Annotated in this window: 16 protein-coding genes; all 16 read right to left on the bottom strand. The window is 72.3% G+C overall.

What is annotated here, in order from left to right; all coding sequences use genetic code 11:
* Positions 1–66 precede the first annotated feature (66 nt).
* Positions 67–1506 (bottom strand): GTPase ObgE, encoded by a 1440-nt coding sequence (gene obgE / locus GUY61_RS13930; protein ID WP_166630449.1) that lies wholly within the window; start codon positions 1504–1506, stop codon positions 67–69.
* Between the two features lie 140 nt (positions 1507–1646).
* Complete coding sequence (rpmA, locus tag GUY61_RS13925) at positions 1647–1901, bottom strand: 50S ribosomal protein L27 (protein WP_023550764.1); 255 nt, start codon at positions 1899–1901, stop codon at positions 1647–1649.
* A gap of 14 nt (positions 1902–1915) precedes the next feature.
* Positions 1916–2236 (bottom strand): 50S ribosomal protein L21, encoded by a 321-nt coding sequence (rplU, locus tag GUY61_RS13920; RefSeq protein ID WP_166630448.1) that lies wholly within the window; start codon positions 2234–2236, stop codon positions 1916–1918.
* A 188-nt stretch (positions 2237–2424) separates the two neighbouring features.
* The gene (locus GUY61_RS13915; protein ID WP_243766441.1) at positions 2425–7131 is read right to left on the bottom strand and encodes an Rne/Rng family ribonuclease; all 4707 of its coding nucleotides are present in this window, start codon (positions 7129–7131) and stop codon (positions 2425–2427) included.
* Positions 7132–7374: 243 nt separating this feature from the next.
* Complete coding sequence (locus GUY61_RS13910) at positions 7375–8160, bottom strand: TIGR03936 family radical SAM-associated protein (protein ID WP_166630446.1); 786 nt, start codon at positions 8158–8160, stop codon at positions 7375–7377.
* Between the two features lie 118 nt (positions 8161–8278).
* A complete protein-coding gene (locus GUY61_RS13905) occupies positions 8279–9301 on the bottom strand; it encodes a hypothetical protein (protein WP_243766440.1) in 1023 nt (340 codons plus the stop codon).
* Positions 9302–9492: 191 nt separating this feature from the next.
* A complete protein-coding gene (locus GUY61_RS13900; RefSeq protein WP_166630445.1) occupies positions 9493–11421 on the bottom strand; it encodes a TIGR03960 family B12-binding radical SAM protein in 1929 nt (642 codons plus the stop codon).
* An 82-nt stretch (positions 11422–11503) separates the two neighbouring features.
* Positions 11504–13096, bottom strand: a complete 1593-nt coding sequence (locus tag GUY61_RS13895; RefSeq protein WP_166630444.1) for a CYTH and CHAD domain-containing protein — start codon at positions 13094–13096, stop codon at positions 11504–11506.
* A gap of 78 nt (positions 13097–13174) precedes the next feature.
* On the bottom strand, positions 13175–14374 hold the full coding sequence (gene rodA, locus GUY61_RS13890; RefSeq protein ID WP_166630443.1) for a rod shape-determining protein RodA: 1200 nt from the start codon (positions 14372–14374) through the stop codon (positions 13175–13177).
* A 6-nt stretch (positions 14375–14380) separates the two neighbouring features.
* Complete coding sequence (mrdA, locus tag GUY61_RS13885; protein ID WP_166630442.1) at positions 14381–16549, bottom strand: penicillin-binding protein 2; 2169 nt, start codon at positions 16547–16549, stop codon at positions 14381–14383.
* Positions 16550–16658: 109 nt separating this feature from the next.
* Positions 16659–17387, bottom strand: a complete 729-nt coding sequence (gene mreD, locus GUY61_RS13880) for a rod shape-determining protein MreD (RefSeq protein WP_166630441.1) — start codon at positions 17385–17387, stop codon at positions 16659–16661.
* A 12-nt stretch (positions 17388–17399) separates the two neighbouring features.
* Positions 17400–18344: a rod shape-determining protein MreC gene (gene mreC / locus GUY61_RS13875; RefSeq protein WP_166630440.1), complete on the bottom strand. Its 945-nt coding sequence runs from the start codon at positions 18342–18344 to the stop codon at positions 17400–17402.
* Positions 18345–18455: 111 nt separating this feature from the next.
* Complete coding sequence (locus GUY61_RS13870; RefSeq protein WP_166630450.1) at positions 18456–19475, bottom strand: rod shape-determining protein; 1020 nt, start codon at positions 19473–19475, stop codon at positions 18456–18458.
* A gap of 315 nt (positions 19476–19790) precedes the next feature.
* Positions 19791–20204, bottom strand: coding sequence for a nucleoside-diphosphate kinase (gene ndk / locus GUY61_RS13865; protein WP_166630439.1), 414 nt, complete (start codon positions 20202–20204; stop codon positions 19791–19793).
* 91 nt (positions 20205–20295) lie between these two features.
* Positions 20296–20637 carry a DUF4233 domain-containing protein gene (locus GUY61_RS13860; RefSeq protein WP_166630438.1) on the bottom strand — a complete coding sequence of 114 codons (342 nt, stop codon included), beginning with the start codon at positions 20635–20637 and terminating at the stop codon, positions 20296–20298.
* A gap of 6 nt (positions 20638–20643) precedes the next feature.
* On the bottom strand, positions 20644–22164 hold the full coding sequence (locus GUY61_RS13855; protein ID WP_166630437.1) for a folylpolyglutamate synthase/dihydrofolate synthase family protein: 1521 nt from the start codon (positions 22162–22164) through the stop codon (positions 20644–20646).
* Between the last annotated feature and the right edge of the window lie 820 nt (positions 22165–22984).

Below are 22984 nucleotides of genomic sequence, written 5' to 3'. Positions count from 1 at the left end.
CCCCTTCGCTGTGGCCCCGGGCCGCCGGACCGGGACGGTCCCTACGGCGGGCCGGGCCACGCCGTCCTACTGGAACGGCCCGAACTCGCGGAACTCCTGGTCCGCCTCGTCCCGCTCCGCCTGCCGGTCCTTGCGCCGCTGCGCGGCAGGACGCGGCGCCTCCATACGGTGGTCCTCGCCCCGGCGGCCCAGCATCTCGGCGCCGGCCATCATGGTCGGCTCCCAGTCGAAGACGACCGCGTCGTCCTCGGAGCCGATGGCGACACCGTCCCCGGCGCGGGCCCCCGCCTTCATCAGCTCCTCCTCGACACCGAGGCGGTTGAGACGGTCGGCGAGGTACCCCACGGCCTCGTCGTTGTTGAAGTCGGTCTGGCGCACCCAGCGCTCCGGCTTCTCACCGCGGACCCGGAAGAGACCGTCCTCCTCCAGGGTGACGGTGAAGCCCGCGTCGTCGACGGCCTTCGGGCGGATGACGATCCGGGTCGCCTCCTCCTTCGGCCTGGCTGCGCGTGCCTTGGCGACGACGTCGGCCAGCGCGTAGGACAGTTCCCTCAGCCCGGTGTGGGCGACTGCCGAGACCTCGAAGACCTGGTAGCCGCGCGCCTCGAGATCCGGGCGCACCATCTCGGCGAGTTCCTTGCCGTCCGGCACGTCGATCTTGTTCAGGACGACGATCCTGGGCCGGTCGCCGAGACCGCCGTAGATCTTCAGCTCCTCCTCGATGATGTCGAGGTCGGAGACCGGGTCGCGCTCGGACTCCAGCGTCGCCGTGTCCAGCACGTGCACCAGCACGCTGCACCGCTCGACGTGCCGCAGGAACTCCAGGCCCAGGCCCCTGCCCTGGCTGGCGCCCGGGATGAGGCCCGGGACGTCGGCGACGGTGTAGACGGTCGAACCGGCCGTCACCACACCCAGGTTGGGCACCAGCGTGGTGAACGGGTAATCGGCGATCTTCGGCTTCGCGGCCGAGAGCACCGAGATCAGCGAGGACTTGCCCGCGCTCGGGTAGCCGACGAGCGCGACGTCCGCGACGGTCTTCAGTTCAAGGACGATGTCGCCGGTCTGCCCCGGCTCGCCGAGCAGCGCGAAGCCGGGCGCCTTGCGGCGGGCCGAGGCCAGCGCCGCGTTGCCGAGCCCGCCGCGGCCGCCCTGCGCGGCGACGAACGTCGTGCCCTGGCCGACCAGGTCGGCGAGGACATTGCCCTGCTTGTCGAGGACGACCGTGCCGTCGGGGACGGGCAGGACGAGATCCTGGCCGTCCTTGCCCGAACGGTTGCCGCCCTCGCCCGGCTTGCCGTTGGTGGCCTTGCGGTGCGGGCTGTGGTGGTACTCGAGCAGGGTGGTCACGGACTGCTCGACGGTCAGGACGACGTCGCCGCCCCGTCCGCCGTTGCCCCCGTCGGGGCCGCCGAGCGGCTTGAACTTCTCCCGGTGTACGGAGGCGCAGCCGTGGCCTCCGTTACCCGCGGCGACATGCAGTTCGACGCGGTCCACGAAGGTGGTCATGGGGGGTGCCTCCAGCACTTGGGACTTCTACTGCGTACGCAACTGACGGGAATCGACTCTTGTGCAACACGCGAAAGGCGGACCCGCTTCCCGTACGGCGTGCGTACGGGAAGTGAGGTCCGCCTCGCGAGAGGAACCGGTCAGGCGACCGGAACGATGTTCACGACCTTGCGGCCACGGTGGGTACCGAACTCCACCGCACCGGCCTGCAGCGCGAACAGCGTGTCGTCGCCGCCGCGGCCGACGCCCGCGCCCGGGTGGAAGTGGGTGCCGCGCTGGCGGACCAGGATCTCACCGGCGTTCACGACCTGACCGCCGAAGCGCTTCACGCCGAGCCGCTGAGCGTTGGAGTCGCGACCGTTCCGGGTGGACGATGCGCCCTTCTTGTGTGCCATCTCTCCTCAGTCCCTTACTTCGCAGCCGCGGGGATCTCAGTGACCTTGATCGCCGTGTACTGCTGGCGGTGGCCCTGACGACGGCGGTAGCCGGTCTTGTTCTTGTAGCGAAGGATGTCGATCTTCGCGCCCTTGTGGTGGTCCACGACCTCGGCCTGGACCTTGATGCCGGCCAGCACCCACGGGTCGCTGGTCACGGACTCGCCGTCGACAACGAGCAGGGTCGAGAGCTCGACCGTGTCGCCAACCTTGGCAGTGGAAATCTTGTCAACCTCAACGATGTCACCGACAGCAACCTTGTGCTGGCGGCCACCGCTGCGCACGATGGCGTACACGCGGATCTCACTCTCATGGCTCGTGGTGGAACCCCTGATGCCAGCCGCCGACGTGCATGCGGCCTCCCCCGGCCGTGAGAAACCGGCCGGGAGGTGAGGTGCTCAGGGGTGCGGCGGGTATGGGAACACGCCGACGGTCAAGGTTACGGGGCCCGGCTTGAGGGGTCAAACCGGGCCCCGTGACGCGCTCAGTCGTCCGTAGGCACCGAGACGGTGGGCTGGCCCTGCTGCTCGGCCGCGGCCGTCTTCTTCGCGGCGGCCTTCTTGGCCGTCGTCTTCTTGGCGGCCGTCTTCTTGGCCGCCGTCTTCTTCGCGGCGGTCTTCTTCGTGGCCGTCTTCTTGGCGGCGGCCTTCTTGGCCGTCTTGCGCGCCGTCTTCCTGGCGGGAGCCTCCTCGGCGGCTGCCTCGGCACCTGCCTCTCCGGCCGCCTCGGTGACTGCCCCGGCCTCCGCCGGCTCCTCGCCGGCCGGGGCCGCACCGGTCGCCGGTACGACGACCACCGCGGCCTCCTCGACTCCCGCCGGGGGACCGGCAGGAGCGGAGACCTTGCGCGTCACCCGGCGCCGCCCACGCGGCGGGGCGGCGGCCTCGGGCTCCGCCTCCGCGGGCGCTTCGGCCGCAGGAGCCTCCGCCGGCACCTCGGCCGTCTCCGCGGGAGCGGCGGGGACCACGACCTCGGCCTCGACCGCCGCGGACGGCGAACCGGCGGGCGCGGACGCCCTCCGGGCCACCCGGCGGCCACGGCGCGGGGCCGCGCTCACCGCGGGCTCCTCCGCCTCTGCCCGGGCCTCCGCCTGGGCTTCGGCTTCGGCTTCGGCGGCGACCGCGGTCGCCTCGGCCGGAGCGGAAACGGGAGCGGCCTCCGCCGGCGGCTCGGGAACCACGATCTCGGCGGCCGCCTCCGCCTCGGGGCCCGGCGCCCCGGCGGGAGCGGTCACCCTGCGGGTCGCCCGGCGGCGCGTACGGCCCCTGGGAGCCTCCTCCACCGGCGCGGCGGGTACCTCGGCGGCGGGCGCCTCGGTGACCGGAGCTTCGGCGGCAGGAACCCCTGCGGCCGGGGCCTCCGCCGCGGGGGCCTCCGCGGTCACCGGCTCGGGCTCCGCGACCCGCTCGGCGCGCCTCGGCGCACCGGCGGGGGCCGTCGCCTTGCGGCCGGCGCGGCGCCGCGTACGGCCACGGGTGGCCGCGGCCTCCGCCTCGGCCGCACTGCTGTACAACTCCTCGTCCGGCACGAACTCCGGAACCGGCACGGCCACCGGCTCGCCGGCCTCCGCGGCGGCAGGCTCGGCCTCGGCCGGTGCCGCCTCAGCGGTCTCCGCCACCTCGTACTCGTGCTCGGGTTCGGGTTCGGCGGCCGCGCCGCGTCCGCGCTTGCGGCCGCGCTTGCCGCCGACGGCGGCCGGCTGCTCCATGTGCACGATCACACCGCGTCCGTTGCAGTGGACGCAGCTCTCGGAGAACGACTCCAGCAGGCCCTGACCGACCCGCTTGCGGGTCATCTGGACCAGGCCGAGCGAGGTGACCTCGGCCACCTGGTGCTTCGTACGGTCACGGCCCAGGCACTCCAGCAGACGCCGCAGCACCAGGTCCCGGTTGGACTCCAGCACCATGTCGATGAAGTCGATGACGATGATGCCGCCGAGGTCCCGCAGCCTGAGCTGCCGGACGATCTCCTCGGCCGCCTCCAGGTTGTTCCTGGTGACGGTCTCCTCGAGGTTGCCGCCCTGACCGGTGAACTTGCCGGTGTTGACGTCGATGACGACCATCGCCTCGGTCCGGTCGATCACCAGCGAACCGCCGCTGGGCAGCCAGACCTTGCGGTCCAGCGCCTTCATCAGCTGCTCGTCGATGCGGTACGTCGCGAAGACGTCGACCTCGCTCGTCCACCTGGACAGGCGGCCCGCCAGGTCGGGGGCGACGTGCGCGACATAGCCGTGGATGGTCTCCCACGCCTCGTCACCGCTGACGATCACCTTCGAGAAGTCCTCGTTGAAGATGTCGCGGACGACGCGGACGGTCATGTCCGGCTCGCCGTAGAGAAGGGTCGGGGCGTTGCCGCTCTTCGCCTTCTTCTGGATGTCCTCCCACTGCGCCTGGAGCCGCTCGACGTCGCGCCGCAGCTCGTCCTCGCTGGCGCCCTCCGCGGCGGTACGGACGATGACGCCCGCGTCCTCGGGGACGATCTTCTTGAGGATGGTCTTCAGCCGGGCCCGCTCGGTGTCGGGCAGCTTCCGGCTGATGCCCGTCATCGAGCCCTCGGGGACGTACACGAGGTAACGGCCCGGCAGGGATACCTGGCTGGTCAGACGCGCGCCCTTGTGCCCGATCGGGTCCTTCGTCACCTGGACGAGGACCGACTGCCCGGACTTCAGCGCGGTCTCGATGCGGCGCGGCCCGTTGGCCATGCCCAGCGCCTCGAAGTTGACCTCACCGGCGTACAGGACGGCGTTGCGGCCCTTGCCGATGTCGACGAACGCCGCCTCCATCGACGGCAGTACGTTCTGCACCTTGCCGAGGTAGACGTTGCCGACGTACGAGGTCGACTGCTCCTTGTTGACGTAGTGCTCGACGAGCACGTTGTCCTCGAGGACGCCGATCTGGGTGCGCTCGCCGCTCTGGCGGACGACCATCACGCGCTCGACGGCCTCACGGCGGGCCAGGAACTCGGCCTCGGTGATGATCGGCACCCGGCGGCGGCCCTGCTCGCGGCCCTCGCGGCGACGCTGCTTCTTGGCCTCGAGACGGGTCGATCCCTTGATGGACTGCACCTCGTCGGACGGCTCCGCCTTCGGCCGGGGCTCACGGACCTTGACGACCGTGCGCTCCGGGTCGTCGGTGCCCGGCTCGGCCTCCGCCGACGTGTCGCCGGTCCTGCGGCGACGGCGACGGCGACGGCGGCTGCTGCTGGAGCCCGCGCCCGGGGCCTCGCCCAGGGCTTCCTGCTCCTCGTCCTCGGCTGCCTCGGTGTCCTCCGCCTCTTCGGCGGACTCCTCGGTCTCGTCCGTCTCGGTCTCGTCCGCCTCGCTGTCGAGGGCCTCACCGCGGCGGCGGCGACGGCCGCCCCGGCGGCGACGGCGCGAGGGACGCTCGCCCGTCTCCTCGGTCTCCTCGGTGTCCTCGGTCTCCTCGCCGTACTCCGCCTCGGGCTCCTCCGTGCCCTCCTCGCCGGGCGCCACGGCCTCCGGCTCCCCGGCGGCCTCGACGGCCGCTGCGGGTTCGGGGGTCTCGGCGCCACGACGGCGGCGGCGACGTGCGCGCGGCGCGATCTCGGTCTCCTCGGCAGCCCCGGCCTGGACCGGTGCGGACGCGGCGAACTCGTCCTCCTCGGCCTCCTCGGCCCCCTGGTCGTCGTGCACCTCGCCGGCCCGCGCGGCGGCCGCCGCGGCGGTCTCCGGCGTCTGGAACGTCGGCTCGGTGAACACGGGCGCCTGGAAGACGGGCACCACGGGCCTCAGCGCCCGGCGCGGAGCCGCGGTCCCGCTCTCCACACCGGTCTCGGCCCCGGTCTCGGCCCCGGCGGACGGCGCGCCACCCTCGGCGGCCGACACGAATCCGGCGGCGGCACCGGCCCGCCGGCGGCGCCGTCCGCGCGGCGCCTCCTCGACGGCCTCCCCGGCCTCTTCCCCGGTCTCCCCGGCGGGCTTTGCGGGCTCCGCGGCGACAGGCTCGGGGGCGGTCTCGTCGGCAGCGCCCACGGCCTCAGCCATGGTCTCGGCCGCCTCCGCGGGAGCCTCGGCCGACGCGGACACCCGGCGAGTGCTGCGACGGCGCGTCCTGCGGGCCGGTGCCTCCTCGGCACCCTCGCCGGCGGCGGATTCCGTCACTGCACCCTCACTCACGGGCGTCCGGCCGGTCGTGGCGGCCTCGCCCTCGGTCTCGGCGGGAGCACCCGCGGGCGCGACCGCGCGGCGGCGGCCGCGGGTGCGCGGCGCCTCCTCGGCGGCGGGCGCCTCGGCGGGCTGCTCCGCAACAGGTTCTGCGGCGGTCACGGCCGCCTCGTCCGCGACCGGCGCGGCTTCGGGCGCGGCAGCACGCCGGGTGGCACGGCGCCGGGTGCGGGCCGGCGGCTCCTCCTCGGCGGCGGCCGCTTCCACGGCCTCCGGCGCCGGGGCGCCCGCGGGGGCGGTCGCCCGCCGGGTCGCGCGGCGGCGCGGCCTGGGCGCGGACTCCTCGCCGGCTCCGGCCACAGCGGTGGTCTCGGTGTCCGTGGCGGCTTCGGCGGCTGCTGCGCCGGCCGGCTCGGTCGGTGCGGCAGGCGGGCCTGCGGGGGCCGCGGCACTCCGCGTGGCACGGCGGCGCGGCCTGGCCGCGGGCTCCTCGGCGGAGGCGGCGGCCACCGCGGTGTCCGCGGCCTCGTCACCCCCGGTGCCCTCCTCCTCGGCACCGTCCTCGGCGGCGGTCTCCTCGGTGGCCGTCAGCCCCGCGAAGGTCTCCTCCACGGGCTGCCCGGCCTCCTCGGTCACGTCATCGGCGGCGAACGGCTCCTCGCCGGCCGCGCCCGGCACGGTGGCGGGGACGACCACCGGCTCCACGGCTGCCGGAGCGCCGGCGGGCGCGGTGGCCCGCCGAGTCGCGCGGCGACGCGGCGCGGCAGCGGGCTGCTCCGCCGCGGCGGCCGGGCCGGAGCCCACGGCACCGGCGTCGGCATCGGTATCGGCATCGGCCAGAGCGAAGACATCGGCCACGCCGACGGTGGCGGTCACTTCGGCGGCCGCGGGTGCGGATGCGGTCACGTCGGCCGGGGCGGTGGAATCACCTGCGGCCGGTATGGCCGGCGGGCCCGCCGGCCGCGATGCCGCGCGGCGACGCCGGGGCGGCAGGGTGTCACTGGGGCTGCTCTCCACGTCCTGGGACGCGGGGCGCCGGCCCTGCGCGGAAGGTTCGATCGAATCCATCGGTTCGGGCATGCGGGCGTTTCTCCCGTCACGCTCCCGGGCGCCGCGTCTGTTTCCGGTCCGGCCGTGGCCCGCGTGATGAGCGCGAGTCCGGCGTCCGGGGCGCGGGCGCCGCACGGGAGCTGTTGTCTCACTCGCCGTTCCGTACGTCCTCCGTACGACACGGGCGAAAGTCTTCTGGTCAGTGCGCCAGCCGGACCCAGGTGGCTCCCGAGTGCCAGGGCGGCGCGTCGACGACCACTCCTACGCGGTGCCTTCCGTACCCTCCGGACCCGTCGCGGTGGCGAGCGCGGCGGCCGTGGGTGGGGCGGGCTGCGCTGCCGCGCGGTCGGGCGCGAGCGGGTCGGTCACCGTGCCGGTCTCCTCGTCGAAGAGCCCCTGCGCCAGCCTGGTCACCGCTGCGGGGACCGGCGGCGCCAGGTCGGCCACAGCTCGGAGACCGGACAGGACGTCGTCGGGTCGTACGGCAGGTGTCACGTGCCGAACCACCAGGCGCAGTATCGCACAGGGTCCCTCGCCGGGCCCATCGGCCTGTGCATACCCCGCTTCGAGGCCGGCTACCGCCGCACGCGCGTCGAAGGTGCGGACGCCGTTCTTCGTGAGCCGTTCCACCTCGACGCGCTCGGCGGCGAGGAAGGCCGCGACGGCACGCCCGGCCTCGGCCGACTCGACCCCGTCGAGCCGCAGCTCCCACACGGAGGCGGTGAGCCGGTCGGCGAGACCCGAGGTGCGGGCCTCGACGGCGTCGATGATGTCGAGGCCGTTCGGAAGCGACTCGTCGAGCAGCAGCCGCAGCTTTTCGGGGTCCCGCCGCTCGGTGAGGGCGATCTCCAGGAACTCGGCCTCGCTGCCGGTGCCGGTGGGTGCGGCATTGGCGTACGAGACCTTGGGGTGGGGCGTGAAGCCCGCCGAGTACGCCATGGGTACTTCGGCGCGGCGCAGCGCGCGCTCGAACGCACGCTGGAAGTCGCGGTGACTGGTGAACCGGAGGCGGCCGCGCTTGGTGTAGCGCAGTCGGATGCGCTGCACCGCCGGTGCGGGCGGCGGGCCTTCGGGCTGTCGCTTGCCCAGTGGTTCTTCTCCTCGCTGCGGGGTGGCGCGGTGTGCGCAGCCCTCTGACGTACTGCTGTGCGGCGACCCCGGCGGCTCAGCCCTTCTCGGGCGCCGCGCTGGGGGCGGTCGTTGTACTACCCAGAGTACGCGCACGACGGCCTCCGGGGTTCCCCGCGTTCCCGCCCGGCAGAGTCTGCCGGGGCGCTCGACGGCCGCCGAGGAGGGCGTTCCAGGCGTCGGCGCGGGCCCGGCGCACCGTCTCACGGGCCGAGCTCAGTGCCGCCCGCGCGGAGCGCGCGGTCTCGGCGGCAGCCTGCCTCATGCGGCCCCACACGGCGTCGCGCACCCAGTGCCCGGCGGGGGTGAGGACCGTCGCGTACAGCCGGCGCGCCGGTTCCACGAGCAGCTTCCTGCCGAGCCATGCCAGTGCTCGTCCCACGGCCGCGCTGATGTACCCGGCGATCCGCCAGACCACACCGAGCGCGTCCCGCACCTCGCGGCCGACGACCGCGCACAGTGCGCCGAGGGCCCGGCCGGCGGGGGCGAGGACGTAGCGCCACAGCGCGGCGGCCGGTACGACGAGCAGCCACCGGACCAGGGCGGCAAGCAGCCACAGCGTGCCCGAGCCCAGCGGCACGAGAACCCGGCGGAACAACCAGACCGCCGGCACGACGATCAGGTACCGGCCGAGCGGTGCGAGGACGTACCGCCACAGCGCTGCCCACGGCCATACGAGAACGGCCCGGCCCAGCCACACCAGCCCAACGCCCAGCACCCGGCCCAGCCACACCAGCGTGTGCCCGAGCGGCGTCAGCACACGCACGTACAGCCACACCGCCGGAACGACCACGAGCACCCGCCCCAGCCACACCAGCACCCGCCCCAGCGGCCTGAGCAGGGCGCGGTCCAGGCTGCGGCCGGCCGCGGCCAGCGCGTCCCATGCCATCCGCACGGGCAGGACGAGCACCAGCATCACGATCCGCACCGGGATCCTGACCGCCGCCGTCAGGCAGCCCTCGCCCGGCTCGTAGCGCTCCGGTACCCGCCGCTCCGGAACTCCCTCGGGAACGCGCCCCGGATTCGTCCCGCGTGCCTTCGCAGTCGTGTTCTCCCCCATGTACCGACACGACGCACGGCCCCGTCCCGCGGGTTGCCGCCGGGGTGGCCCGCGCCCGCTTCGTAGGCCAACCGTTATCCGCCTGCCCCGAGCCGGCCGAGGCGAGTGGATCCGCCGGGCATCCTGGGCACGAAAGAGCCGGGCCGGAGCGCGCTCCTCGCGCGTCCGGCCCGGCTGCGGATCCGCCTCGGCTACTGGCCGACGACCGTCAGGGGCAGCAGCTGCTTGCCGGTCGGGCCTACTTGCACCCAAGTGTCCATCTGAGGACAGACGCCGCAGTCGAAGCACGGCGTCCAACGGCAGTCCTCGACCTCGGTCTCGTCGAGGGCGTCCTGCCAGTCCTCCCAGAGCCAGTCCTTGTCCAGGCCCGAGTCAAGGTGGTCCCAGGGCAGGACTTCCTCATAGGTGCGCTCGCGCGTGGTGTACCAGTCGACGTCGACACCGAACCGCGGCAGCGTCTTCTCGGCGCAGTCCATCCAGCGGTCGTAGCTGAAGTGCTCGCGCCAGCCGTCGAAGCGGCCGCCGTCCTCGTAGACGGCGCGGATGACGGCGCCGACACGCCGGTCGCCGCGCGAGAGCAGGCCCTCGACGATGCCCGGCTTGCCGTCGTGGTACCGGAAGCCGATCGAGCGGCCGTACCGCTTGTCGCCGCGGATCTTCTCGCGCAGCTTCTCCAGCCGCGCGTCGGTCTCCTCGGCGCCGAGCTGCGGGGCCCACTGGAACGGGGTGTGCGGCTTGGGCACGAAGCCGCCGATGGACACCGTGCAGCGGATGTCGTTCTTGCCGGACACCTCGCGGCCCTTGGCGATGACCTTGGTCGCCATGTCGGCGATCTGGAGGACGTCCTCGTCGGTCTCGGTGGGCAGACCGCACATGAAGTACAGCTTCACCTGGCGCCAGCCGTTGCCGTAGGCCGTCGCGACGGTCCGGATCAGATCCTCCTCCGAGACCATCTTGTTGATGACCTTGCGCATGCGCTCGGAGCCACCCTCGGGGGCGAAGGTCAGTCCGGAGCGGCGGCCGTTCCTGGTCAGCTCGTTGGCCAGATCGACGTTGAAGGCGTCCACCCGGGTCGACGGGAGCGACAGGCCGATCTTGTCCTCCGCGTACCGGTCGGCGAGGCCCTTGGCGATGTCACCGATCTCGGAGTGGTCCGCGGAGGACAGCGACAGCAGGCCCACCTCCTCGAAGCCGGTCGCCTTCAGCCCCTTGTCGACCATTTCGCCGATGCCGGTGATGCTGCGCTCCCGCACCGGGCGCGTGATCATGCCGGCCTGGCAGAAGCGGCAGCCGCGCGTGCAGCCGCGGAAGATCTCCACGGACATCCGCTCGTGCACGGTCTCCGCGAGCGGGACGAGGGGCTGCTTCGGGTACGGCCACTCGTCGAGGTCCATCACGGTGTGCTTGGAGACCCGCCACGGGACACCGGACCGGTTCGGCACGACGCGCCCGATGCGGCCGTCGGGCAGGTACTCGACGTCGTAGAAGCGCGGGATGTACACCGAGCCCGTCCTGGCCAGCCGGAACAGGACCTCCTCGCGGCCGCCGGGCCTGCCCTCGGCCTTCCACGCGCGGACGATGTCGGTGATCTCCAGGACGGCCTGCTCGCCGTCGCCGATGACCGCCGCGTCGATGAAGTCCGCGATCGGCTCCGGGTTGAAGGCGGCGTGGCCGCCCGCCAGCACGATCGGGTCGTCGATCGTGCGGTCCGCGGCCTCCAGCGGAATGCCGGCCAGGTCGAGCGCGGTGAGCATGTTGGTGTACCCGAGCTCGGTGGAGAAGCTCAGCCCGAACACGTCGAAGGCCTTGACCGGCCGGTGCGAGTCGACCGTGAACTGCGGCACGCCGTGCTCACGCATCAGCGCTTCCAGGTCGGGCCAGACGCTGTACGTGCGCTCGGCGAGCACGCCCTCGCGCTCGTTCAGTACCTCGTAGAGGATCATGACGCCCTGGTTGGGCAGCCCGACCTCGTACGCGTCGGGGTACATCAGGGCCCACCGGACGTCACAGGAGTCCCAGGGCTTGACGGTGGAGTTGAGCTCCCCGCCTACGTACTGGATCGGCTTCTGCACATGCGGGAGCAGGGCTTCAAGCTGTGGGAAGACCGACTCGACAGACATCTCACGCACTTTCCGTGGGCTGGCCGGGGGCATCCCCGTTCCCCGGGGCGGGGACGGGTGACCATCCAGCGTACCTTGGCGTTCAGCCGCCCAGTGCCGCCCGGATTCGCGGTCCGGAGGCCTTCTCCCACACCGCGGACAGTTCGCGCTCGGTCCCGGCGGCCCGTGCCTCCTCGCGCCCGTGGAGCAGGCCCCAGACGAAGGCGCTCTCCCCGGCCGCGTGCGCGTCGATCGCGAGGCCGCGCAGCGCCTCCCGCGCCACCACGCTGTCCTGGTGCTCCCCGAGCAGGGTCTGTACGGCCTTCATCCGCTTGGCGAAGCGCTTCGCGGGCCTGCCGAGGGCGGGCACGGCCAGCTCTCCGGCGTAGCGGGCGCGTTTGGCGGCCTTGCGCGCCTCGTGCATCGCCAGGTCGCGCTCCTTGCCCGGTCCGAGCGCCAGGGCGCGGGCGACGCGCCCGGCGAGCCGGTCGTAGTCCTTCAGCAGGGCCTTGGGGAGCACGGTGCGGGCGGGCTCGGTGGCGGGCGCGCGCAGCGGCGGGTCGGCGAGGAGGGCTTCGAGCGAGTCGAGCAGGGCCGTGTACCGGTCGCTGTCGAGTGCGGCGAGGGTCCGCTGCCGCGCGCCGGAGCCCCGGGAGGTGCGCCAGATGCGCAGCCGGGCCTCGACGGGGCCGAGCAGCAGGGTGTCGGGCACCTCGGCGACCATGGCGTCGAGCCGCTCGGCCAGCACCTCCTGGTCGCGGTCGACGCCGAGTTCACCGGCGAGCCACTTGAGTTCCTCGCCGACGGCGTCGGTGACGGACCGGTCGAGCACCTTGCCGAAGCTCTTGAAGGCGCTGCGGAGCCTGCGGCTCGCGACCCGCATCTGGTGCACGGAGTCGGGGAGGTCCCGGCGTACGGCCGGGTCTTGGGCGAGGAGCGCGTCGAACTGCTCGCGCACGAAGGCCAGGACCCGCCCGCCCGCGGTGTCCGGGCCGGCCTTCGCGGCCGCCGCGCGGGGAGCCGCGCTCCCGGTTCCCGTGCCCGCTCCGGTCTCGGATCCGGTCACGGTTCCGGTCTCCTGCAGTGCCCTGGCCAGTTTGGAGGGGGCCTTGGACGGGCGCAGGCCCGCCTTGCGCAGCCGCTTCCCGACGGCGTCCAGCAGTGCGACGTCGGTCGTCCCCTCCGCCAGCTCCACCTCGACCTCGGTCCAGCGCGCCGTGCGGGCCCGGCCCGCCCCGGCCCTCTCGTCCCCGCCCAGGCGCTCGGCGGTGACCCCGTCCACGCTGAGTTCGGCCAGCAGCCGGCCCTTCTTGTCGAGCAGGTGCCGTACGTCGCGGGCGGACCTGATCCGCAGCAGCGGCAGGAGCTGTTCGCCGCGGGTGCGGGCCCGGACCAGCTCGGCCAGTTCCGGGGGCACGGTGTCGGCGAGGGGCGCCCGCACCTCGTCGCGCACCCCGGTGGAGACGGGCAGTTTGAGGTGCCAGCCGGCGTCGGAGCCGCCGGTTCTGCGGCGCAGCGTGATCCGGGCGGCGGCGAGGCGCAGGCCCGGCGTGTCGTAGTAGGTGGCGTCGAGTTCCGCCACGCCCTCGTCGGTGACGGTCTCGACTCCCGCGACGCCCGTGAGCCGGGGCAGCCGCACTTCCTCGCCGGGTGCGGCCTCGTACTTGCGCTCGATCTCCCGCTTTGTGTCCGCCATGCACCGAATCTAGTTGTTCTTCATCCGTTGCGGCAGACCCGGGCGGTCACGACCGGGGGTGGGATGCCCGCTCGACGGCTACGCGGCGAGCGGCCGCTGCACCCGGATCGACTGGAGCAGACCGATGGCGACCCACACGGCGAACATGGAGGAGCCGCCGTACGACACGAACGGCAGCGGCAGTCCCGCGACCGGCATGATGCCCAGTGTCATGCCGATGTTCTCGAAGGACTGGAAGGCGAACCAGGCGATGATCCCGGCGGCGACGATCGTGCCGTACAGCTCGGTCGTCTCCCGCGCGATACGGCAGGCACGCCACAGCACCACGCCGAGCAGCACGATGATCAGCCCGGCGCCGAGGAAGCCCAGTTCCTCGCCCGCCACGGTGAAGACGAAGTCGGTCTGCTGCTCGGGCACGAACTGTCCGGTGGTCTGGGAGCCCTTGAACAGTCCGGTGCCGGCGAGTCCGCCGGAACCGATGGCGATCCGCGCCTGGTTGGTGTTGTAGCCGACGCCCGCCGGGTCGAGTTCGGGGTTGGCGAAGGCGGCGAACCGGTTGATCTGGTACTCGTCGAGCAGGCCGAGCACCGCGACCAGCACCGCGCCCGTCGCACCGGCGCCGATCAGTCCGACGATCCAGCGGTTGGAGGCTCCGGAGGCGAGGAGCACGCCGAGCACGATCACCACGATGACCATCACGGAGCCGAGGTCCGGCATCAGCATGATGACGGCGACCGGCGGGACGACGAGTCCCAGCGCCTTGACGACGGTCCGGTGGTCGGGATGGACGATGTCCCCGGCGTCGACCCTCGCCGCCAGCATCATGGCCATGCCGAGGATGATGGTGATCTTGGTGAACTCGGAGGGCTGGAGGGAGAACCCGCCCCCGATCACGATCCAGGCGTGGGCGCCGTTGATCGTGGCGCCGAGCGGGGTCAGCACCAGCAGGACCAGCACCAGCGACAGCCCGTAGAGGGCGGGCACGGCACCGCGCAGGGTGCGGTGGCCGAGCCAGACGGTGCCGACCATCAGCGCGAAGCCGATGCCGGTGTTGAGGATGTGCCGGAAGAAGAAGTAGTACGGGTCGCCCTGGTTGAGCTCGGTGCGGTTGCGGGTCGCGGAGTAGACCAGGACGGAGCCGATGAGCGACAGCGCGATCGCCGAGAACAGCAGCGGCCAGTCGAGTCGGCGCACCGTCGAGTCGCGCGCGAGGAGCCTGGCGATTCCGCCGCGCTCGGGTCCGTATCCGGAGACGGAGAAGGCCTTGGTGCCGGCCATGGTGGGTCAGTCCCTCCTGCCGGTCGCGGCCGCGAGCTGCTGCTGGTCGTCCTCGGTCTCCTGCTCCTCGGCCGGGTACTCCCCGACCTTCGGCGCGTCGATGGAGCCGTCCGCCCCGATCTTCGGCAGGGACTTCTGCGGCTTGGGCAGCAGTGCCTTCTTCAGGTCCTGCTCGCCGTCCTCGCCGATGCCGTACATGGCCTCGTAGATCTTGCGCACGAAGGGACCGGAGGCACCGGAACCGGTACCACCCTGGGAGATCGTCATCACGATCGTGTAGTCCTCGGTGTACGTGGCGAACCACGAGGTGGTCTGCTTGCCGTAGACCTCGGCGGTACCGGTCTTGGCGTGCATCGGGATCTTGTCCTGCGGCCAGCCCTGGAACCGCCAGGCGGCGGTACCGCGGGTGGCGACGTCCTCGAGAGCACCGTCTATGTCGGCCAGCAGCGACTTGCTCATGGGCAGCTTGCCGGTGGTCTTCGGCTCGATCTCCTTGACCCGCTTGCCGTCGGCGCTGACGACGGCCTTGCCGACGGTCGGCCGGTGCACGGTCCCGCCGTTGGCGATGGCCGCGTAGATGGTGGCCATCTGGATCGGGGTGACGAGCGTGTCGCCCTGGCCGATGGAGTAGTTGACGGAGTCACCGGCGCGCATCAGATTGCCTTCGAGGCAGTTCTCGTACGCGATCCGCTCGACGTACGAGCCGTCCTTCTTGCCCTGCTTGCACCAGGCGTTCTTGTTGGCCTCCCAGAAGTTCTGCTTCCACTCGCGGTCGGGGACGCGGCCGGTGACCTCGTTGGGGAGGTCGATGCCGGTCTCCTTGCCGAGGCCGAACTGCCTGGCCGTGGTGTAGAAGATGTTCTTCGCGTTCTTCTTGGGCTTCAGCCCGCCGTCCTTCTGCCACTGCTCGTGGGCGAGCGCGTAGTAGACGGTGTCGCAGGAGACCTCGAGCGCCTGGCCGAGGGTGATCGAGCCATGGCCCTGGGACTCGAAGTTCTTGAAGGTCTGGCCGCCGATGGAGTACGAGCTGGGGCACGGGTAGCGGCCGTCGAAGGGGTAGCCGGCGTTGACGGCGGCGGTGGTCGGGACGACCTTGAAGATCGAGCCGGGGGCCGCCTGGCCCTGGATCGCCCGGTTCAGCAGCGGGTAGTTGGACTTCTTGCTGGTGAGCTTCGTGTAGTCCTTGCCGGAGATGCCGCCGACCCAGGCGTTGGGGTCGTAGTCCGGGTTGGAGGCCATGGCGACGACCCGGCCGGTCCTGGACTCCAGGACGACGACGGCGCCCGCGTCCGCCTTGTAGTTCTCGCCGGTGTTGTCGTCGAACTGCCTGCGGGCCTCCTTCATCGCCTCGTTCAGCTCGTACTCGGCGACGCGCTGCACCCGTGCGTCGATGCTGGTGACGACGTGCGAGCCGGCCTGGGCCGGGTCGGCCTCCGCCTGTCCGATGACCCGGCCGAGGTTGTCGACCTCGTAGCGGGTGACGCCGGCCTTGCCGCGCAGTTCCCTGTCGTACGTACGCTCGAGGCCGCTGCGGCCCACCTGGTCGGAGCGCAGGAACGGCGAGTCGGTGTCCTCCGCGGCCTTGATCTCCTCGTCGGTGACGGGCGAGAGGTAACCGAGCACCTGCGCGGTGTCGGCCTCGCCGGGCGCGGTGTAGCGGCGGACGGCAGTGGGCTCCGCGGTGATGCCGGGGAAGTCCTCGGCGCGCTCGCGGATCTGGAGGGCCTGCTGGGTGGTCGCCTCGTCGGTGATGGGGATGGGCTGGTACGGCGAGCCGTTCCAGCAGGGCTGCGGCGTCTTGGAGTCGCAGAGCCGGACCTTGTCCGTGACGTCCTTCACCTTCATTCCGAGGACGTCGGCCAGACGGGCGAGGACGGCCTTGCCGTCGTCCTTCATCTTCATCAGGTCGGTGCGCGACGCGGAGACGACGAGCCGTGTCTCGTTGTCGGCGAGCGGCACGCCTCTGGCGTCCAGTATGGATCCGCGCACCGCGGGCTGGACGACCTGCTGGACGTGGTTGCCGGACGCCTCCTTGGCGTACTCGTCACCGTTGCGGATCTGGAGGTACCACAGGCGTCCGCCGAGGGTCAGCAGCAGGGAGAAGACGAGGACCTGGATGCCGACCAGCCGGATCTGGACCCGCGGTGTGCGGCCCGTCTCGGGAATGTTGCTCATCGACGCGGTCCCTTCCCCGGTAGTGCGGTGGCGGGCGGCGTGCGGGAGTCGTTCATGGACGCGGTCCGTTCGGCGCGGGCGGCGGTGACGGGCGACGGGCGGAAGCGGTTCACAGCCGCTTCACTCCCTTTATGCGGCCCGCCCTGGCCCGCGCCGTGCGGCCGAGCAGGCCGCCCCGCCCACCGCCGATGCGGGGGCCGCGGCCCGGGATCCCCCTCATCCGGCCGCCCATGCGCGAGCCGAACCGGGACCGGCCGCCGGAGACCGGGCTCAGCCAGCGGTTCTGGGGGCCCGCCTGGGCCGCGGTGCCGCCGGTGGCCGCGTCGGCGAACGGATCGTTCTCCGCGCGTCTGGCGAGGAACATGATCAGCGGCACCGTGAACGGAGCCAGCAGCAGGTCGTACAGGACCGCGGTGAACAGCAGCCCGCTCAGGCCGACATGGCGTGCGGCGGTGTCTCCGACGAGAGCACCCACGCCCGCGTACAGCAGCGTTGAGCCGAGGGCGCCGCCCACGACGACCAGCATCGGGACGGTGGCCGAGCGCACCTGGCCGGTCTCCGGCTTGGCGAGCCCGGCGAGATAGCCGACGACGCACAGCACCAGCGCGTAGCGCCCGGCCGCGTGGTCGGCGGGCGGGGCGAGGTCCGCGAGCAGTCCGGCACCGAACCCGACCAGGGCGCCGCCCACATGGCCGTACACCAGGGCCAGGCCCAGCACGGTGAGGAGCACAAGGTCGGGCACGGCGCCGGGCAGCTGGAGCCGGGCGAGCACGCTGACCTGGACGACCAGGGCGACGACGACGAGGGTGACGGAAAGCAGCATCCGGTTGAGGCGCATGTCGTCTGACTCCTACTGCTGCTCGGTGCCGTCGACGGGTGTGTCCCCCGAAGGGGTGACCGTCACGGTCACCGTCGGCGTGGGCCTTGGTTGCTTCGGCTTGGCCGGCAGGACGGTGTCCCGCGGGTCCTTGCGGGGCGCCTCGACGACCACTCCGACGATGTCCAGCTTGGTGAACCCGACGTACGGGCGCACGTAGACGGTACGGGTGAGGTCGCCGCCCGACGGGTCGACGCGGACGACCTCGCCGACCGGCACGCCCGGAACGAACGGCTTGTCGCCGCTGGAGCCGAAGGTGACCAGCCGGTCGCCCTTCTTCACCTTCGCCTTGCCGTTGAGCAGTTGGACGGCGAGCGGGCGGTCGCCCTGGCCGGTGGCGAAGCCGAGCTCGTCGGTCTTCTCCATCCGGGTGCCGACGGTGAAGTCCGGGTCGTTGGCGAGGAGCACGGTCGCGGTGCCGGGCCCGACGGTGGTGACGCGGCCGACGAGTCCGTCGCCGTTGAGCACGGTCATGTCGCGGCGGATGCCGTCGTCGCTGCCGGCGTCGATGGTGACGGTCCAGGAGAAGCCCTGGGCCGCTCCTATGGCGATGACCTCGGCGCCCTTGATGCCGTACTGGCCCGCCGCCGCCGTCTTCAGGATCCTGTCGAGCTGCTTCACCCGGCTGGCGGTACGGTCGTCGCTGCCGAGCCGCTGCTTCAGCTCGGTGTTCTCCCGCTCCAGTTCGGAGATCCTGTCGTGCCGTTCGCCGGACTCGCGTACCGCAGCTATGGCGTCGCCGACCGGGTCGACGGCCGCGGCCACCCCGTTCTCGACGGGGCCGAAGGCCGTGGCCGCGGCCGACCGGGCGCCGTCGAGGGGCGACTCCTCACCGCCGCGGATGTCCACCGTGATCAGTGCGAACGCGATGGCGATCAGCAGTACCAGGAGCAGCCGGCTCTCTTTCGTGTCCCTCACGTGCGGCGGCCGTGCCTTCCTCAAAACGTGTGTGCGGGGGCGGTGGTGCTCAGAGTGTGAACGCGAGGCCGCACGGTGCGGTGAGACCCGTGCGGCCGATTCACCCGGTCGTCATCTGCGGGGCTGGGCGTCCAGCACCTGCTGCAGTGCCTCGAACTCCTCGACGCACTTGCCGGAGCCGAGCGCCACGGAATCCAGCGGATCCTCGGCGATGTGGATGGGCATGCCGGTCTCGCGGCGCAGCCGCTCGTCGAGGCCGCGCAGCAGGGCGCCGCCGCCGGTGAGGACGATGCCGCGGTCCATGATGTCGCCGGACAGCTCGGGCGGGCACTTGTCGAGCGTCGTCTTCACTGCGTCGACAATGGCGTTGACGGGCTCCTCGATCGCCTTGCGAACCTCGGCGGCCGAGATGACGACGGTCTTGGGGAGCCCGGAGACCAGGTCGCGGCCGCGGATCTCGGTGTGCTCGTCCTTGTCGAGGTCGTACGCCGAACCGATGGTGATCTTGATCTGCTCGGCGGTGCGCTCCCCCAGAAGGAGGCTGTACTCCTTCTTGACGTGCTGGATGATCGCGTTGTCCAGTTCGTCGCCCGCCACCCGGATGGACTGTGCCGTGACGATTCCGCCGAGAGAGATGACGGCGACCTCGGTGGTGCCGCCGCCGATGTCCACCACCATGTTGCCGGTGGCCTCGTGGACCGGCAGTCCCGAGCCGATGGCCGCGGCCATGGGCTCCTCGATGATGTGCACCTGCCGGGCGCCCGCCTGCGTGGAGGCCTCGATGACCGCGCGGCGCTCGACGCCGGTGATTCCGGAGGGAACGCACACGACGACACGCGGACGGGCGAGGTACCGCCGCTTGTGGATCTTCAGGATGAAGTAGCGGAGCATCCGCTCGGTGATCTCGAAGTCGGCGATCACGCCGTCCTTCAGGGGCCGGACCGCGACGATGTTGCCGGGCGTCCGGCCGATCATCTTCTTCGCCTCGGAACCGACCGCGAGGATTCCGCCGGTGTTGGTGTTGATGGCGACGACGGACGGCTCGTTGAGAACGATCCCCCGGCCCCTGACGTACACCAGCGTGTTGGCGGTCCCGAGGTCGACAGCCATGTCACGGCCGATGAACGACATGTTGTTCCCCATGAGGATGCGTCTGGCCTTCCCAACTGGAGCTTGACGGCTTTTGCAGGTAGGCGAGGTGGGTGCTGCTGGGCGTGGAGGCTTCCATCGTAGTCTCGCCTGCACGACACGGCGCGTCGGTCCCCGCCATTGTCGGGGGAACACGTACCCGCCCCACCAATGGTGACGTCGTGTCGGAGGCGAGGGTTCCCCCGATCGGGGCCGCATATGCGGATGGGCGGCCGAAATGCCGGCCGCCCTGCTCGCGAGCGGCCACGGACTGACGTTTCGTCAGGTCGCGGATGCGTCTTCGGGCAGGTTCCGCCGTCAGACCAGACCGGGGAAGAAGATCTTCAGCTCCCGCTCGGCCGAGCCTTCCGAGTCCGAGGCGTGGATCAGGTTCTCGCGCACGATCGTCCCATAGTCTCCGCGGATCGAACCGGGGGCGGCGGCGATCGGGTCGGTGGGGCCCGCCAGCGTGCGCAGTCCCTCGACGACCCGTTCGCCCTCGACGACGAGCGCGACGACCGGACCGGACGACATGAACTCGATCAGCGGCTCGTAGAAGGGCTTGCCGACGTGCTCGCCGTAGTGCGTCTCCAGCGTGGCCCGATCGAGCGTACGCAGCTCCAGCGCGGTGATCTGCCAGCCGGCCTTGCGCTCGATCCGGCCGATGATCTCGCCGACCAGGCCGCGACGGACGGCGTCGGGCTTGAGGAGGACGAGGGTGCGCTGAGTCATGTGCGGCTTCTCCTTGAAGACATGCAAGTGCGGTGAGCCGAGGCTACAGGGGGCCCCGGGGGGAACCGCACCCGGCCGGGCGGTGGCGGTGCTACCCGGCCTGTTCGGCCGCCGCACGCCGGGCCTTGACGGCGTCGATCTCCCGGCCGAAGTGCACCGCGGCCCACCACAGGGCCGCGAAGCAGACGCCCAGGATGAACATCATCGGCACCCAGAAGCCACTGACGATCAGCGCGGCCTGGAGGGCCCAGCCCAGCTGGACACCGCCCGGGCGGGTGATCGCCCCGCACAGCAGGACGCACAGGGCCATCGCGATCCCGCACACCGTCCAGACCGTGCCCATGGACAGACCGGGGTCCTTCATCGCCACCAGCCCGGCGAACCCGATCACGAAGACCTCACCGATGAGAGTGGACGCGCAGAGCGTACGCACGACGGCTCAACCCCTTCCCAGCAGCAGCCGGGCCTCGCCGACCGTGATCACCGAGCCGGTCACCAGCACACCGGCGCCCGCGTACTCGTCCTCTTCCTCGGCCAGCGTGATCGCCGCCTCCAGCGCGTCGTCGAGCCGCGGCTCCACCTGGACCCGGTCCTCGCCGAACACCTCCACGGCCAGTGCCGCCAGCTCGTCCACGTCCATCGCGCGGGGCGTCGAGTTCCGGGTCACCACGACCTCGGCCATGATCGGCTCGAAGGCCTCCAGCAGTCCCCTGGTGTCCTTGTCGCCGCTGGTGGCGACCACACCGATCAGCCGGCTGAAACCGAAGGACTCGGTGACGGCCTCCGCCGTGGCCCGCGCGCCCGCCGGGTTGTGCGCGGCGTCCAGCACGACGGTCGGCGAGCGGCGCACGACCTCCAGGCGGCCCGGCGAGGACACCGCCGCGAACGCCTTGCGGATCGTGTCGACGTCCAGCCCGCGGTGCGGGCCCGCGCCGAAGAACGCCTCGACCGCCGCCAGCGCCACGGCGGCGTTGTGCGCCATGTGGGCACCGTGCAGGGGAAGGAAGATCTCCTCGTACTCACCGCCGAGGCCGCGCAGTGTCAGCAGCTGCCCGCCGACCGCCACGTCGCGGGAGACGACGCCGAACTCCATGCCCTCGCGGGCGACCGTGGCGTCGACCTCCACGGCCTTCTTCAGCATCACCTGGGCCGCCTCGACGGGCTGCTGGGCCAGGATCACCGTGGCCCCCTCCTTGATGATCCCCGCCTTCTCGGCGGCGATCTCGCCGGGCGAGCCGCCGAGCCGGTCCGTGTGGTCGAGGTCGATCGGCGTCACCACGGCGACCGATCCGTCGATCACGTTGGTGGCGTCCCAGGTGCCGCCCATGCCGACCTCGACGACGGCCACGTCCACGGGCGCGTCCGCGAAGGCGGCGTACGCCATGCCGGTGAGCACCTCGAAGAACGACAGGCGGTACTCCTGCGAGGCGTCGACCATCTCGACGTACGGCCTGATGTCGTTGTACGTCTCGATGAACCGCTCGGCGGAGACCGGCGCGCCGTCCAGGCTGATCCGCTCGGTCACCGACTGGACGTGCGGGCTGGTGTACCGCCCGGTGCGCAGTTCGAAGGCGCCGAGCAGCGACTCGATCATGCGGGCCGTGCTGGTCTTGCCGTTGGTGCCGGTGATGTGGATGGACGGGTACGAGCGCTGCGGCTCGCCCAGCACGTCCATCAGGGCGGCGATCCGCGAGACGGACGGCTCCAGCTTGGTCTCGCCCCAGCGGGTCGCGAGTTCCGCCTCCACCTCGCGCAGCGCCTTGTCCACCTCCGGGTCGGCGGGCCGGGAGGGCACCTCCGGCTCGGGCGGCCCGGCCTGGGCCCGCAGGGTGCGGCTGCCTGCCTCGATCACGGCGAGATCGGGGTCGCGGCCGGTCGCGGTCTGGACGATCTCCTCGAAGGCGTCGTCGTGGCCGCCGTCGCGGTGCGGGTCGCTGTCGTGGGGGGGGAGCTCACTCACGCCGCCCAGTCTACGGAGCGCCCGCGGCGTCGGTGAGCACGAGCACCCCCGGTGCGGTGGAGCCCCGGCAGAGCCCCGGTGGCGCCGCCCGTCGGGTGCCGAGCCGTCTCCCGCGGCGGCGCACCACCCGCGTGGTGGCACACACCACCGGTGCGGGTGAGGCTGTTCACCCCCGGCCGGTGCTTCTTCGAACCGGGCGGCCGAGCCTCCCCGCCGGTCGCCCGCCGGAGGGCGGGGCGCGGCCGGGCCCGTGGACGGGCCGGGCGGCAGCGGGCGGTTCCGGCGGCCTTCAGCGGTCCCGGTGGCTCCGAGCGCCGGCGGGAGCGGGCGGTGCCCGCGGCCCCGGCGGTCCCGGACAGTCCCCCAGTCCCCGCGTGCCCGCGGGTCAAGCGCGCCCGCGGCCCCCGGCGGTGCCGAGGGCGTTGAGCCGTCGGCGACAGCGGGTGGTGCGGGCCGTGCCGCGGTGCACGCGCGCCCGCGGCCCCGGCGGTCCCAGACAGTCCCCCGGTCCCCGCGTGCTCGCGGTGCACGCGCGCCCGCGGTGCGGGCGGTCCCGGGTGAGGAGAGCGCGGCGCACGGCCACACGCCGGTGGCCCGCCCCGCGGCGTGCGCGGGGCGGGCCACCGATGTCGGCGAGTGAGCCGAAGGGGCGCGCCTGTGCCGAAAGGGAGAACGCGCACAGGCCGCGAGGGACGAGTGGCCGAGCACGATCGACCGTCGGCACAGGCTTCAGCACCCCGGAGGCGAAGCGAGCCCTCAAAAAGAGGGACCGAGTGGCCGAGCACGATCGACCGTCGGCACAGGCTTCAGCACCCCGGAG

Source organism: Streptomyces sp. GC420 (assembly GCF_009916105.1).
In the GTDB taxonomy this organism is placed as follows: Bacteria; Actinomycetota; Actinomycetes; order Streptomycetales; family Streptomycetaceae; genus Streptomyces.
Note: the sequence above shows the minus strand (reverse complement) of the source record. Positions and strands in the feature narration are given on the sequence as shown.

Bases quoted from the DNA above. Each gene is read 5' to 3' on its own strand.
- GUY61_RS13870 (WP_166630450.1), bottom strand. From the start codon at position 19,475: ATGTCGTTCATCGGCCGTGACATGGCTGTCGACCTCGGGACCGCCAAC.
- GUY61_RS13905 (WP_243766440.1), bottom strand. From the start codon at position 9,301: ATGGGGGAGAACACGACTGCGAAGGCACGCGGGACGAATCCGGGGCGC.
- GUY61_RS13895 (WP_166630444.1), bottom strand. From the start codon at position 13,096: ATGGCGGACACAAAGCGGGAGATCGAGCGCAAGTACGAGGCCGCACCC.
- GUY61_RS13915 (WP_243766441.1), bottom strand. From the start codon at position 7,131: ATGGATTCGATCGAACCTTCCGCGCAGGGCCGGCGCCCCGCGTCCCAG.
- ndk (WP_166630439.1), bottom strand. From the start codon at position 20,204: ATGACTCAGCGCACCCTCGTCCTCCTCAAGCCCGACGCCGTCCGTCGC.
- mreD (WP_166630441.1), bottom strand. From the start codon at position 17,387: ATGCGCCTCAACCGGATGCTGCTTTCCGTCACCCTCGTCGTCGTCGCC.
- obgE (WP_166630449.1), bottom strand. From the start codon at position 1,506: ATGACCACCTTCGTGGACCGCGTCGAACTGCATGTCGCCGCGGGTAAC.
- GUY61_RS13900 (WP_166630445.1), bottom strand. From the start codon at position 11,421: ATGTCTGTCGAGTCGGTCTTCCCACAGCTTGAAGCCCTGCTCCCGCAT.
- mrdA (WP_166630442.1), bottom strand. From the start codon at position 16,549: ATGAGCAACATTCCCGAGACGGGCCGCACACCGCGGGTCCAGATCCGG.
- rodA (WP_166630443.1), bottom strand. From the start codon at position 14,374: ATGGCCGGCACCAAGGCCTTCTCCGTCTCCGGATACGGACCCGAGCGC.
- rpmA (WP_023550764.1), bottom strand. From the start codon at position 1,901: ATGGCACACAAGAAGGGCGCATCGTCCACCCGGAACGGTCGCGACTCC.